The following is a 13094-nucleotide window of genomic DNA, read 5'->3' as shown; positions in this document are numbered from 1 at the left end:
CCATCCGGCGCACTATTCTACCGCCAACCAATCCAAGACATGTCCGAAACCACCTCATCCCCGAAAATCACCGCCTATTTGAAAACCTTCTGCGGCTGGAGCGAAGGCATCCGCGCGATCATGCGGAAATACGAACTGCCTTACGAAGAGAAGGACATCATCAAAAACCCGGCATTCCGTTGGGAAATGGAGCAGCGCAGCGGCCAGCCGCTTTCGCCGTGCGTCGAAATCGACGGCCACATGCTGCCCGATATTTCCGGTGAGGAAGTGGAAAAGTGGATGCTGGAAAACGGCTACCTCCAGCAAAACGACGCTGCTCCGGACGCTCCGATCAACTCGTCCTGCACCGACGAGCAGCACGCGGAAATGGCAATGGGCCGTTTGCCGACTCCCGGGAAAATCCGTTTTCTCGACTGAGATCGATTTTTCAGACAAAAGCATCCGCTTGAGGCATTTTCTCCACTGAACGATGAATTCTCCCGCAAGTGAATGGAAACAGTGGCTGGCCGAAAACGGTCCCCGGCTGCTTCTTTTCGCCCGTGGGTGGAGTAATTCCCGCCACGATGCGGAAGATCTCGTCCAAGAGGCGATTCTCCGGATGTGGAATTTTCAAGCTGACAAAGGCGGTGCTCCGCCGGATCTTCCGCTGGTGTTTTCGACGATCCGCTTCTGCGGATTGAACCATCACCGCAGCGAGTCGCGCCGCCGGAAGCGGGAGGAATCGGTGATTTATCTCAATGATTTCCAAGACGTCTGGCTCGACCCGGTGCTTGAGGAGGATGAGGAAGCGATGATTTTGCGCGATGCCGTCCAGAACCTGAGTCAGAAATTACGCGAAGTCGTGGTGATGAAATTCTGGGGAGGACTGACGTTTGCGCAAATTTCGGAAACCCTCGCGATTTCACCAAATACGGCGGCCTCGCGCTATCGTTACGCACTCGAACAACTGGCGCACGAACTGCGCCGCATCAAGGAGGAACGCCATGCAAGCGCCTGATCCAGTTGAAGCCATTCTTGCCCGCTTGATGCCGCCGGCATTGAGTCAGGATTGCCAGTATGAACTTGAGGCGATGATCGATGATCTCACCGGTCCCGAGCCTGCGAATGTGGTAGAGATTTCCCAAGTGAATTGGACGGCCCGCTGGCTGATCGGTGGTGGAATCGCCGCCGCCTTCGGAGCGCTGTGCGCGGTTTTTCCGATCCATGAAAATACTTCCGCATCCCAAACCGCGGTGGCACTTCCCAAGGAATCGCCGTCCGGGCTGGTGCTCGTCAGTCAGTCGGACCGTGTCGAATCGATGACCGATGAAGGTTGGAAGGAAGATGCCGACGGTTTGGCGCTCCATGCCGTGCGTTTGAACGTCGTAGGGGAAAACAAGATGCGCGACCGGGAAACCGGGATGGTCGTTCAGATTTCCGAGCCTCGCGAAGAGGTCCTGCTCATGCCTATCAGTTCATTCTAACCATGAAATCACGTCACATCATCGCCCTGTTGTTCGCGCAGACATTGCTGTCCGCCGCCGAACCTGCGGAGTTGAAAGGATTGCGCCCGGCTCTGTCGAATCAGGCACCGCGTGCCTGGCTGGGACTGCAGGTGTCGAAGCCGGATGCAACGACGACGGCGCATGTGCCGTCATTGCCGCCGGGCGTCGGTTTCGTGGTGAAATCGGTCGATGAAGCCGGTCCGGCAAAAGCCGCGGGATTTCAGGAGTTCGATCTGATTTGGAAATTTGGTGATCAGATGCTGATCAACGAGGCCCAACTCGCAACTTTGCTCCGACTCGCCAAGCCCGGTGAGGAGGTGGCGCTTTCCGGCTTCCGTGCGGGCAAACCGCTGGAGTTGAAATTGAAACTCGGCGAGGCACCTTCGTTGGTGCGTCCGTTCGGCGGTGAATTCGCCGAAGCGGCCGTCCTTCCGGGCGTGTCCGGCGGGCCGATGCGGGTGGTGAATGTTTCCGAGAAAATCGCCAGTTTCAAGGAGGACGAATTTACCGAAGACGAAAGGACCGCGACGGTCCATCGCGAAGGGGATGTTTATAAGATCAAAATCCAAGGAGCTAAGAACCTGGTGATCTACGAAGGCGAGCTTTCGAAAGACGGCGGCCTCGACAAAATCCCCGAAAACTGGCGGCGGAAAATCCAAGTCCTTTGCCGCACGCTTGATCAAGCGATTGACGGAAATACGGAAACAGAACGTCAGCCGCGCCCACGCGTGGTGCCGCCTGCGCTTCCGAATCCGTAAAATGCTCGGTCTGGCAGATTTATCAAGGGAATGCCTTGCGTTTTTCAACTCGGCTTCCCATCTTCCGCCACATGCATCCTGACGTGGCGAAGCTGGTTGAGGCCGGTCGCATTCCCAAACCGGTCGGCGAGCGCCTTTCTCAATTGGCTCCCGGAAACTTTTGTATTCATAAATCCTTCGGTGCCGGCAAGGTGATCGACTGGGATCTTCCTGCCAAAAAAGTCACCATCGATTTTGAAAAATCGACGGGACAGGCAATGGAATTGCAGTTTGCGTTCCAAAAGACCGAGTGGATCGGCTCTGACGATTTTCGGGCGAAGAAAATCGAGCAACTCGAGGAACTCCGCACGCTTTCCAAAAGCGATCCGATCGCCTTGGTGGTTCACCTTCTGGGCAGCCACGGCGGCAGCATGACTGGTGATGCTCTCGAAAAGGAACTTTCCGGCGCTGTGATCCCGGAAGCTGGATTTAAAAAATGGTGGGATGCCACCAAGAAGGCTCTGCGCGAAAGCCGCCTCGCCGTGGTGCCGCAAAAGCGCACCGAAGCCATCATTCTCCGCCGCGGCGATCGCAGCCCTGCCGAAGCCTTGGTTGCGGATTTCGAAGCCGCCCGCGACATCAAGGGAATGATCCGCGCTTTGGAAGCCATCGCCGCGGATATCGGCGCTTTCGAGAACGATACAGAGGCTCTCAAACGCTTGCTCAGCGACATCGACGAAGGTGCAAAAAAGGCCGCCCGCGTCCAGCTCGGCCAAGCCCTCCAGCTCGTCGCCGCCCGCGATGAGGTCATTGGAACCTCCAAGTCGCTTGAGCTGGATCCGAGTGCCGTTCGTCTATCGGATCTCTTGCTTTCAGCCGACCCGACTCGTTTGGCGGAAGAAGCTGGCGCACTGCCATCCAGCCGCCAGCGTGCGGTTTACGAAGCGTTTCCAAATGCCTTCGGCGATGTGTGGGTGAGCAAGATGGTGAAGGTTTTCGACAGCGTCGGCGCGCGTGGCGTGACCGAAATCGCACGGATTCTTCAAGAACGCGAGTCCATGCCCGCTCTCGTCAACCACCTCCGCTCGGCCATTGCCCGCCGTGCGTTGGGACCGGATGCCTTGATTTGGGTTTGCCGCGAGCGCAAGGGATCTTCACAGGAAGTCTTCAGCGCGGATGTGGGTGCCGCGGTGCTCAATTTGCTGGAAAACGACCACCTTTCAGACGGACCTCGCAAGACATCGCGCCTTCAATCTCTCCTTGGTGATGATAAGACCCTGCTAACAGATCTCGTTGCCATCATGGACATCAACGAGACCCGCAATTTTGCGCGTCGTCTTCTCGATTGCCCGGTCTTCGGCGATCTTGAGAAAAAGTCCCTCATGGCCCGCATCATCAAGTCGCGTCCGGAAACGGCGGAGCTTGTCAGCGGAGCCAATCAGAAACGTCCGGATGAAATCCTGCTCGTTTCATGGGAGAGCCTCGAAAAGAAAAAGGCCGAACTCGACGACATCATCCGCAACAAAATCCCGCAGAATCTCAACGACGTGAAAATCGCCCGCTCCTACGGCGACCTTCGTGAGAACTTCGAATACAAGTCCGCCAAGGATCTGGAGAAATACCTCGGCCATCGCCGCAACGCGCTGGACAAGGAGATCAACAACGCCCGCGGCACCGATTTCAAAGGCTCCGACGCCAGCAAGGTCAACATCGGCACTGTCGTCACTCTCGCAGACTCCGCCGGTGCGGAAACCGTCATGACCGTTCTCGGCGCATGGGATTCCATCCCGGAAACCCGGACCGTTTCCTATCTATCCGAAGTCGGCAAGGCCCTCGTCGGCCGCGCGCCGGGCGACACCGTCGAGATCCGAGATGAAGTCACCGAAGTCATGCAGACCCTGACGGTCCGCTCGATCAAGCCGTTCAATCCCTGATTTTCAAAAACCCACCTTACCTAACCACAAAGCTAACATTATGGACTATACCACCATTGTTGAAATCCGCGGCCGCGAAGTAATTGATTCCCGTGGCAATCCCACCGTCGAAGTTGATGTCCATCTTGAAGGTGGTGCCATTGGCCGCGCCGCTGTTCCTTCCGGTGCTTCCACCGGTGAGCACGAAGCCGTCGAACTCCGCGATGGAGACAAAGCACGTTACCTCGGCAAAGGCGTGCTCAAGGCCGTTGAAAACGTCAACGCCGTGCTTGCTCCAGCTCTCCTCGGCTATTGCGCCACCGAACAAGCTTCCATCGACGCCACCATGCTCGCGCTGGACGGCACCTCGACCAAGAAGAATCTCGGTGCCAACGCCATCCTCGGCGTTTCCCTCGCCGTCGCCAAGGCCGCCGCTTCGCAACTCGGCGTCCCGCTTTACAAATACCTCGGCGGCCCTAACGCCAAGGTGCTTCCCGTCCCGATGATGAATGTCATCAACGGCGGTGCCCACTCCGATGCGCCGATCGACTTCCAGGAATTCATGATCGTGCCTATCGGCGCGCCGACTTTCCGTGAGTCGCTTCGTTACGGTGCGGAAGTTTTCCACTCGCTGAAGAAGGTTCTCCACGACCGCGGTCTCTCCACGGCCGTCGGTGACGAAGGCGGCTTTGCTCCGAAGCTCGACGGTGTCGAGGACGCGATGAAGGTTCTCTGCCAGGCAATCGAACAGGCCGGCTACAAGGTCGGTGAGGATATCGCCTTCGCCCTCGACGTCGCTTCCTCCGAGTTCTTCAAGGACGGGAAATACGTCTTCAAGAAAGGTGACGGCTCCGTGCGTTCCGCCGCCGAACTGGTCGATTTCTACGCCGACCTCCAGAAGCGCTACCCAATTATCTCCATCGAAGACGGCTGTGCCGAAAACGATTGGGATGGTTGGAAAATCCTCACCGACAAGATCGGCTCCAAGACCCAGCTTGTCGGCGACGACCTGTTCGTCACCAATGTCGATTTCCTCAGCAAGGGCATCAAGATGGGCGTCGCCAACTCGATCCTCGTCAAGGTGAACCAGATCGGTTCCCTCACCGAGACCTTCGACGCCGTCGAGCTCGCCCAAGAAAATGGTTACACCGCCGTCCTCAGCCACCGTTCCGGTGAGACCGAAGACAGCACTATCGCCGACCTCGCCGTCGCCACCAACTGCGGACAGATCAAGACTGGTTCGATGAGCCGCTCGGATCGTATCGCGAAATACAACCAACTCCTCCGCATCGAGGAAGAGCTGGGTGATGACGCCGTCTTCGGCATCAAGAAGCTCAAAGTGCTCAACAAGTAAGAAGCCGGGACATTTTTGTCCTCCTTCCCTTCATTCAAAAACGGCGGATCTCTAACGAGGTCCGCCGTTTTTTTTGTGAGATCCGGAGCCTGATTTGCCAGAAAGCAAAATATGCGCAGTGCAAGACAGGCAGGACGTAGCTCGATGGTGGTTCGGTCGCAAGAATGGCACCGCAAATCGAAGCAAAACCACCATGAAACAAACTATCACCACACTGGGCGCGCTCGGAATCCTCAGCTCGTTCGTTTTCGCCGGCTCCGTTGTCACCGATACCGCCAACCCGGTGGCCACCGCTTCCAGCGACGGATTCGCCCAGGCCCGCCGTCCGATCAGCAATCCGACGCTGTTCGATCTGGCGCTGCCAACGACCAACCTCCATCCGATTTTCATCTATCACAGCCTTCCCAGCAACATCAACACCACGGCCGGCAACCTGCCGCTCGGCGGAGATGTGGAGGTGTATGCCCTGCAACTCGAGTATGCGTTGAACGACCGCCTCTCCATCGTGGCCTCCAAAGACGGCTACGTGGACATGAATCCGGACAACACCCTGGCTGATCAAAGCGGATTCGCCAATCTCGCGGCCGGCGTGAAATACGCGTTCATCCTCGATCCCGTTTCCAAGACCGCGGTGAGCGGCACCCTGTCCTTCGAAGTGCCCACCGGAAATAGTGACGTCTTCCAAGGCGAAGGCGACGGCATGGTGAATGCCATCGTTTCCGGATTGAAACTGGTCGATCAATGGCAATTTGCCGGAGGTGCAGGCCTGCAAATTCCGTTCTCCGGCGAACTCTCCACCAAGTCGTGGATGAGCGGCCATGTCAGCTACGAGGTTTGCCAGTGGTTCATTCCTCTGGTCGAGGTGAACTGGTTCCACGTTCTCAGCGCGGGCGACGGCTCCAGCTCCGCCGTTTCCTCTATCGTGAAATTCGAGGGTGGTGATTTCTTCAATCTCGGGGCCTCCAACTCGGTGGCCAGCCGCGATTTCGTTTCCACTGCCGTTGGTTTCCGCTCACGCCTCTCCGAGTCGGTCGATGCGGGCGTCGCTTATGAACTCCCTCTAACCGACGAAAACAACAGTCTGATGGAGAACCGCGTGACCGTCGATTTGGTCTGGCGATTCTGAATCCAAACGTTGCAAGTCAGGATTGAGCGAAGTCCGGTGTGGTCCTCCATGCCGGACTTTTTCCGGACAACGGTCCGGGTGATCTTCAGGCTTTTTCCAGCGACTCCAGAATTCCTCCGCAGCCGTCTTCCAGCAGTTTAATGACATGGTCGAATCCACGCTGGCCTCCATAGTAGGGGTCCGGCACCCTGAGATCGTCATGATCCCTGCAAAAACCGACAAACGGGTGGATCTTCGAATGGAGTGATGCGGTTTTGTCGAGCCGCCGGACATCGGTGAGATTGGATTCATCCATCGTCACGATGAGATCGAAGCGTTCCAAATCCGCGGCATGGATCTGCCTTGCCCGTCCTTGGATCGTGTAACCCTGACGTTTGAGGGATTCCGACATCCTCGGATCGGGCGGCGCACCTTCGTGATGACCGATAGTTCCGGCGGAATCGATTTCAAAATCCGTCTCGCGCCCGGCGTCGGCCACGAGTTTCCTGAAAATGATCTCTGCTGCAGGAGATCGGCAGATGTTTCCAAGGCACACGAAAAGCACGCGGTGTGGAGATGGGGTGGATGGCATGGGTGTGGCATCCAAATCCGCTGAAAAATCGCGGTCTGACAATTGAAATTTTGCCGGATCTATTCAAAAGCTTCCGACGATCGATGGGTGGCATCGGCACCTTTTGAAATTCCTCCGCAACCATGCGGCGACCTTGGGGTTGAAGCCGCACTACTTCCTAATTATATGAAAAATTCTTGGATTATCCCTGTTGCCACGTTGGTGGTTGGTGCCGCCGGTGGCTATATTTCCGGAAAAGGTTCCGGCTCGGGCGACAGCCACTCCGCGATTGAAGAGTCCGCCCAGCGGACCCGTTCAACCCGTCCTGAAGGATCCGGTGCCTCCGAAACAACAAAGAAATCCCGCGGTGCCAATACCGAGCAAATCGCCCGGATGCCCGGAAACTCGGCACGGATTCAAGCGCTCATGGATTTCTATGGCGGCCTCACTCCCGACCAACTCGCTGACGAAGCGACCAAGCTCGACAATCTACCGATGAACGAGCGGATCATGGCTTCGATCCTTCTCTTCGGTCGCTGGGCCGAAGTGGATCCTACCGCGGCGATGACATTTTCCAACACCATGGGCTTTGCCGGTGGCTTCGTTCGCCCAACCATCCTTCAAAGCTGGGCCAGCGTGGACCCAGCGAGTGCGGCACAATACTATGCGAAAAACCCGCGTGAATTCGCCATGATGGGCATGATGGGCGGTGGCGGTCGCGGCCCGATGGGCGGGCAAGACGGCGCGGGAATCATCGCCAGCGAATGGGCTCGCCAAGATCCCACCGCGGCCATGGCCTGGGCCTCCTCGCTGACCTCAGGAAAAGGTCAGGCGATGAGTTCCGTGATTAGCGAAATCGCAAAAACCGATCCAACCAAGGCGGCGGAAATGGTCAAACAAATGGACCCCGAAGACCAAGCCGGTGCTTACCGCTCGGTGGCAGCCCAATACGGTGCCAAAGATTTTGTAGCCGCCAAGAATTGGATCGGCACGCTTCCTGCGGACGAGCAGGCTGCAGCTCTGGCCTCCGCCATTGGCGGGCTTTCCAATACCGATCCTGTCTCCGCCACCAAGCAAGTTGCCTTGATGGAGGACGGCGACGCCAAAGATCGCGTGATCAACGACGTGATGGGCGATCTCTCGCGTCAGAACCCACAGGCCGCTGCGGATTTTCTTAAGGAACAAACCAGCGAGCGTGCCCAGCGTGATGGGATGCGTGAGTTGATGCCGACCTGGACCAACCAGAATCCGGCCGCCGCACTCGCCTACGCCGAGTCCTTCCCCGAAGGAGGAGTCCGTGACAGCGCGGTCCAAGCCTACGTCTGGAGCAACAACACCACGGCTCCCGCTGATTTGATCAAAGCCGCTGAAACCATTGGCGACGAAGGCGATCGGGATCGCACGGTCGGCATCGCCTACATGCGCTGGATGCGGGAAGATGCAACTGCCGCGAAAGCTGCGGTCGAAGCGTCAACCACCCTTTCAGACGATGCCAAACAGCGCATCACCGAAGGCCGCGGCATGTGGGGCGGTGGTGGTCCTGGCGGCGGCGGAAATGGTGGCGGTGGCAACCGCAGAGCTGGCCGGGTTAACGGTGGCGGAAATTGAGCCCCTGCTGAAGAAATTTCAAACCGTGGATCTTTCGGGATCCGCGGTTTTTTTGTCTTCGGAATCAGCGTTTCTGGTCCAGCACGAGGAACGCTCCTCCCGCACCGCGATCATCCGTTAGCTGCTGGTCGTTGCCCTGTGGATCGATCGCGCCTTCAAGAAATTCGCGGAAGGTCGTCAGGCGTTGCTCGCCGATCCACGGTTGGCTCCAGTTCATGAGATCGGTGAAATTCACATCGGTTGTTAGGTCTTGTCTGCCTGGATTCTCATAGATCGCGAGCCCTTCGAGGAGTTGCTGGAGAAGGTAGGCGCGGACTGTTCCGCGGGGGCGGCGGTGATAGAGGTTTTCCGCAGTCGCGCCATAATCGATGGTGAGCATGCGCCCGGATTTCCAGAACGGCAGCCACTCGGTTAGATATCGGTGGTAGGAATCGTGAACCTCGATGCATTGGCCCGACGGATGCTTTTCCAGAAACCCGGATGAATCGGGCAGCGGGGCGGGGAGGATCAGGGACTCGCAAGCTCGCTTTTGATCGTCGAAATGGACCGCAAGTTCCTGCCAGCCATCGGCGGTCTTCTGGAATCGGCGCACGGGAAAGGCGTCGACCAGTTCATTGGAAAAAATCACCGCACGACCTTCACACGCGGCCAGTGCCTCGCACATGTCTTGATGCCAAGTGGCGCGGCTGCCCAGCAATTCCCGCTGGCGAGCGGCGAGCGGCACGGACGTTTCCACAAGGTGGAGCCGGGTTTTCCAGCGGACATGCCATGGCAGGTTCTTAAGCACTCCTGCGGCGAGCTTGCCTTCGCCCGGACCGATCTCGATGAGGTTCCGGCATCCTGTTTCGCGCAACGCCTTCGTAGCCCAAGCGGCGATGGCGCGGGCGGGTGCTTCCGAGAGCATTGGCGCGGTAGTGAAATCCCCACGGCCGCCAACACCGGAAATCCTACGGGCATAGTAGCCATGCTCCGGATCATGGAGCGCACGGGCCATGAATTGCTCGAAGGGGATGGGAGCCATGGGAAAATAAGTTCAGGAGGCGGGGACGCCTCCCGCAACAGTCTGGAGCGAGACGCTCCAGCCACTTGTTGAAACAAAACAACCGCGATTCCTTGCGGAACGCGGTTGTTTGAGAAATTTAGAAAAATCGGGAATCGATCAAGCCTTAGCTGCCGCGGTGCGGGCCTTGCGGATCATGCTGTTCACGGTTTCGGATGGCTTGGCACCCACTGCGAGCCACTTGTCGGCGATCGCGAGATCGATGGTGAAATTGGTGCCTTCGAGAAGCGGATCGTAGGTGCCGAGCTGCTCAATGTAACGTCCGTCGCGACGCTTGCGGCTGTCAACAGCAACGATTTTATAGTAAGGGCGGTCTTTGGTGCCCTTGCGGTTGAGTCGGATGGATACGGCCATGATGTTAAAGCTCTTTTACGTGCCCGGAGACGGGCGGGCGCGGAAATTGCAAGATCCACCGCGGAATGCCAAGCAGAATCTTGATGAATTTCCGAATTGTTTAACTTTCCTTAAATTCTTGTGAGGCAACCCCCGGCTCAGTCGGAAGTTTCGGGACGGGAAATCAGTTTGGAAAACTCGGTTTCAAGCTGCTTGAGCTGGTCTGGGTCTTCGATCTTTTTTCCATCCGCCGTGGTGATGTAGAGCGTGTCCATGGCAACGCCTTTCTCGGTGCAGATCCGGGCGTGGGCGGTGTTGAGACCGTGCTGGTTGATGGTGTGGAAAAGGTCGTGAAGCAGCCCGATGCGGTCGAGTCCCTGGATTTCCACCGTGGTACAGGTAGGGTGGAGCGAATTGGTGACGTAGGCGCGGACGGGAACCTTGATTCCGCTGTCGGAACGGGGTTTGAGGAAATTGATTTTGCGACGGAGGAATTTCTCGGGGTCGTAGCTTTCCACAATGAGGATGGCCTCGAAGGTTTCGAGGAACCGCTTGCGGGTGGAGGCTGCGGAAACGGTTTCGAAGTTGGTGGTGCAGACGCGGAAGATGTTGACGACGATGCCGTCCTTCCGGGTGAACAGGTCGGCTGATAGAATATTGATTTGCTCGGAGGCGAGGGCGCAGCAGACTTTTTCCAACAGCAGCGGTTTGTCGCGACAGGCGAGCACGAGTTCGGTGTAGCCCTTGTCGGTGTGGTCGATCCATTTGATGCACGAAGCGAATGGATCGGAAGTTTCCGCCTCCCGCTGGAGGAAGTGGCGGACAGTGCGGACTTGGGTGACAATGTGGGCGGCCTGCCGGAAATGGAAGGCGGCGGCGGGCATTTGTTCGAAGTGGCGCTTCACATCCGGGTGATAGTCCTCGCGCATGATGCCAATGACTTCGTCCCGGAGGGCGAGACGGTCGGCATTGAGCTTGCGCGAGTATTTTTCCCGTCCGCCTTCGAGGTAGTTGCGGGTGGCGTTGTGGAGCTGGAGCATCAGGCTTTCCTTCCAGCCGTTCCAGCCGTCGGGCGAAGTTCCGTTAGAGTCCGCGAAGGTGAATAGGAAAAGCGCGTCGAGATTGGACGGGGTTTTGACGATCTTGGCGAACTCGCTGATGACTTCGAGGTCATCGAGATTGCGCGTGGTGGCGGTGCGCCAGAAGGTCAAATGGTTGTCCACGAGGAACATGATCAGCGTCCGCCGGGCACCATGGATCTGGAGCCGGTTGCAAAGCCGCGCCGCAAGCATGGCTGAACCATCGATGTGTTCGCGTACGTTCTCGGCGCGGCCCGTGTCGTGGAGAATGACTGCGAGATAGAGCGCGTAGGAGTCCTGCACGTCGAGAAAGAGGCGGCGATAAATCTCCCTGCGCGGGTCGGTTTCCGCGATGAGTTGGTCGAGCTGATCCACGCAGCGCAGCGTATGCTCGTCGGCGGTGTAACGATGGAAAAACTCGTGCTGCACGAGGCAGTCGAGCGCGCCGAACTCGGGCAGATAACGGCCGAGGAAACCGACGCGATGCATCAGCCGGAGGGTGCGGGCGACCTCGCCCTTGCGCTCGAGAATTCCTTGGAACACCTGGCGGTTGGTTTTCGAGTAACGGAAGGGCCGGTCGATATCCTCCCAATGCGCGGCGATGAGCCGGCGCATCTGCGGGCTGAGCTTGAGATTGCGAAGCTGACAATGCTGGAACAACCGCATCAGGCGATAAGGATCATCCTTGAAAATTTCCTGGTTCGAAGGAAACAGCCTGCCGTTCCTGGCAATGAAGCCGTCGAACTCCTCGCGGCTCTTCTGGCGGAATGTTAGGAATGAGCGGAAGCCGGATTCCGCCCGGGTGTCCTGTTCGATCTGGAAGGTTTCCATCAGCGAGGTGGTGTGCTGATAGAGATGCCGCGTGTGGCGGTAGTAATCGCGCATGAAGGCCTCGACGCGGCGGAGGATGTCTTTCTGCGGATATTCGAACGCGGTGGCGACGATGCCCTGCAACTGAAGGGTGAGCTGGTCGGTGGCTTTCTTGCTGTGGTAGTGGAGTTCGTTGCGGACGCGATGGAGGAAATCGTGCGCAGCCTCGATTTCGTTGCGGGTGTTAGCGGTGATGATGCGATCCTCGACCAGTGCCGCCAGATCAGTGCTGCCGTGCTTGACGCGGGCAACCCAGAGGATGTTGTGGAAATCGCGCAGACCGCCGCAGCTTTCCTTCACGTTGGGCTCTTGGAGGAAAACCGTGTGCGAATATTTCTTATGACGGTCCCGCAGGTCGTTGCGGCGGATTTCGAAAAATTCGGATTGCCCCTTGTCGATGCATTCCTTTTTAAAGCGCTCCTGGAACTGCTGGAAAAGCGCGGTATCGCCGGTGATCAGGCGCGCGTCCATCAGCGAGGTTTTGTTTTCCGGGTCGGCCCGCGCCTGTTCGATGCACTCGTTGATCGAGCGGCAGGCATGGCCGACCTTGAATCCGACATCCCATAACAGATAGAGAATGTCCTGAACCAGTTCTCGAAGCGGCTCCGGCAGCTTGGTCGATGCGCGGGGAAGGAGGAAAAGGATGTCGATGTCCGAACCCGGATTGAGCGTGCCGCGTCCGTAGCCGCCGGTTGCGACGAGTGAAATTGGCAGGAGTTCGCCCCGCTTGCGTGCGTTCAGCGAGGCTTCGAGGATCGAACGGATGACGGTGTCGATCAGAGCGGCGCGTGCTCGCGCGATTTCAAGGCCACCGGACCCGGACCGATGATGAAGAAGGATCCGGTGCTCCTCCGTTTTCAAAAACCTCTTATAAAGAGCGATCCGTTCGGCGGGCGAGAGGTGGCCTTCCAATGCGGGTTTCAGTGCTTCACGGGCGTGCTCTTCGAGATTCTGGAGGTGATGCTGCATGCGGGATTGCT

The 13094-nt window shown here is 57.8% G+C and carries 12 protein-coding genes; 8 read left to right on the top strand and 4 right to left on the bottom strand.

Annotated features, from left to right (window positions below; all coding sequences use genetic code 11):
- Positions 1 to 39 precede the first annotated feature (39 nt).
- From ABIQ96_RS21755 to ABIQ96_RS21725, 7 genes are all read left to right on the top strand, one after another.
- Positions 40 to 417, top strand: a complete 378-nt coding sequence (locus ABIQ96_RS21755; protein ID WP_348216748.1) for a glutaredoxin — start codon at positions 40 to 42, stop codon at positions 415 to 417.
- Between the two features lie 52 nt (positions 418 to 469).
- Positions 470 to 997 (top strand): sigma-70 family RNA polymerase sigma factor, encoded by a 528-nt coding sequence (locus ABIQ96_RS21750; protein ID WP_348216747.1) that lies wholly within the window; start codon positions 470 to 472, stop codon positions 995 to 997.
- The gene (locus tag ABIQ96_RS21745) at positions 984 to 1463 is read left to right on the top strand and encodes a hypothetical protein (protein WP_348216746.1); all 480 of its coding nucleotides are present in this window, start codon (positions 984 to 986) and stop codon (positions 1461 to 1463) included. Before ABIQ96_RS21750 ends, ABIQ96_RS21745 begins: the two co-directional genes overlap by 14 nt.
- 2 nt (positions 1464 to 1465) lie before the next feature.
- A complete protein-coding gene (locus ABIQ96_RS21740; protein WP_348216745.1) occupies positions 1466 to 2242 on the top strand; it encodes a S1C family serine protease in 777 nt (258 codons plus the stop codon).
- Positions 2243 to 2313: 71 nt separating this feature from the next.
- The gene (locus ABIQ96_RS21735; RefSeq protein WP_348216744.1) at positions 2314 to 4155 is read left to right on the top strand and encodes a GreA/GreB family elongation factor; all 1842 of its coding nucleotides are present in this window, start codon (positions 2314 to 2316) and stop codon (positions 4153 to 4155) included.
- 40 nt (positions 4156 to 4195) lie between these two features.
- A complete protein-coding gene (gene eno, locus ABIQ96_RS21730) occupies positions 4196 to 5488 on the top strand; it encodes a phosphopyruvate hydratase (RefSeq protein ID WP_348216743.1) in 1293 nt (430 codons plus the stop codon).
- Between the two features lie 193 nt (positions 5489 to 5681).
- On the top strand, positions 5682 to 6614 hold the full coding sequence (locus tag ABIQ96_RS21725; protein ID WP_348216742.1) for a hypothetical protein: 933 nt from the start codon (positions 5682 to 5684) through the stop codon (positions 6612 to 6614).
- A gap of 85 nt (positions 6615 to 6699) precedes the next feature.
- Here ABIQ96_RS21725 and ABIQ96_RS21720 read toward each other — a convergent pair whose 3' ends face one another.
- Complete coding sequence (locus ABIQ96_RS21720; RefSeq protein WP_348216741.1) at positions 6700 to 7185, bottom strand: low molecular weight protein-tyrosine-phosphatase; 486 nt, start codon at positions 7183 to 7185, stop codon at positions 6700 to 6702.
- A gap of 165 nt (positions 7186 to 7350) precedes the next feature.
- On the opposite strand from ABIQ96_RS21720, the gene ABIQ96_RS21715 reads away from it, so the two are divergent.
- Positions 7351 to 8772 carry a hypothetical protein gene (locus ABIQ96_RS21715; RefSeq protein ID WP_348216740.1) on the top strand — a complete coding sequence of 474 codons (1422 nt, stop codon included), beginning with the start codon at positions 7351 to 7353 and terminating at the stop codon, positions 8770 to 8772.
- Positions 8773 to 8836: 64 nt separating this feature from the next.
- Here the strand turns inward: ABIQ96_RS21715 and ABIQ96_RS21710 are convergent, their stop codons facing one another.
- The 3 genes from ABIQ96_RS21710 to glnD all read right to left on the bottom strand — a co-directional run bounded on the left by ABIQ96_RS21710 (position 8837) and on the right by glnD (position 13083).
- Positions 8837 to 9793, bottom strand: coding sequence for an SAM-dependent methyltransferase (locus ABIQ96_RS21710; RefSeq protein ID WP_348216739.1), 957 nt, complete (start codon positions 9791 to 9793; stop codon positions 8837 to 8839).
- Positions 9794 to 9931: 138 nt separating this feature from the next.
- A complete protein-coding gene (rpsP, locus tag ABIQ96_RS21705; protein ID WP_348216738.1) occupies positions 9932 to 10186 on the bottom strand; it encodes a 30S ribosomal protein S16 in 255 nt (84 codons plus the stop codon).
- Between the two features lie 137 nt (positions 10187 to 10323).
- The gene (gene glnD, locus ABIQ96_RS21700; RefSeq protein WP_348216737.1) at positions 10324 to 13083 is read right to left on the bottom strand and encodes a [protein-PII] uridylyltransferase; all 2760 of its coding nucleotides are present in this window, start codon (positions 13081 to 13083) and stop codon (positions 10324 to 10326) included.
- Positions 13084 to 13094: the final 11 nt, after the last annotated feature.

The organism is Luteolibacter sp. (assembly GCF_039920825.1).
Classification (GTDB): Bacteria; Verrucomicrobiota; Verrucomicrobiia; order Verrucomicrobiales; family Akkermansiaceae; genus Luteolibacter.
This window is presented reverse-complemented; position numbering and strand designations above follow the sequence as displayed.

Bases quoted from the DNA above. Each gene is read 5' to 3' on its own strand.
- ABIQ96_RS21755 (WP_348216748.1), top strand. From the start codon at position 40: ATGTCCGAAACCACCTCATCCCCGAAAATCACCGCCTATTTGAAAACC.
- ABIQ96_RS21750 (WP_348216747.1), top strand. From the start codon at position 470: ATGAATTCTCCCGCAAGTGAATGGAAACAGTGGCTGGCCGAAAACGGT.
- ABIQ96_RS21745 (WP_348216746.1), top strand. From the start codon at position 984: ATGCAAGCGCCTGATCCAGTTGAAGCCATTCTTGCCCGCTTGATGCCG.
- ABIQ96_RS21740 (WP_348216745.1), top strand. From the start codon at position 1,466: ATGAAATCACGTCACATCATCGCCCTGTTGTTCGCGCAGACATTGCTG.
- ABIQ96_RS21735 (WP_348216744.1), top strand. From the start codon at position 2,314: ATGCATCCTGACGTGGCGAAGCTGGTTGAGGCCGGTCGCATTCCCAAA.
- eno (WP_348216743.1), top strand. From the start codon at position 4,196: ATGGACTATACCACCATTGTTGAAATCCGCGGCCGCGAAGTAATTGAT.
- ABIQ96_RS21725 (WP_348216742.1), top strand. From the start codon at position 5,682: ATGAAACAAACTATCACCACACTGGGCGCGCTCGGAATCCTCAGCTCG.
- ABIQ96_RS21720 (WP_348216741.1), bottom strand. From the start codon at position 7,185: ATGCCATCCACCCCATCTCCACACCGCGTGCTTTTCGTGTGCCTTGGA.
- ABIQ96_RS21715 (WP_348216740.1), top strand. From the start codon at position 7,351: ATGAAAAATTCTTGGATTATCCCTGTTGCCACGTTGGTGGTTGGTGCC.
- ABIQ96_RS21710 (WP_348216739.1), bottom strand. From the start codon at position 9,793: ATGGCTCCCATCCCCTTCGAGCAATTCATGGCCCGTGCGCTCCATGAT.
- rpsP (WP_348216738.1), bottom strand. From the start codon at position 10,186: ATGGCCGTATCCATCCGACTCAACCGCAAGGGCACCAAAGACCGCCCT.
- glnD (WP_348216737.1), bottom strand. From the start codon at position 13,083: ATGCAGCATCACCTCCAGAATCTCGAAGAGCACGCCCGTGAAGCACTG.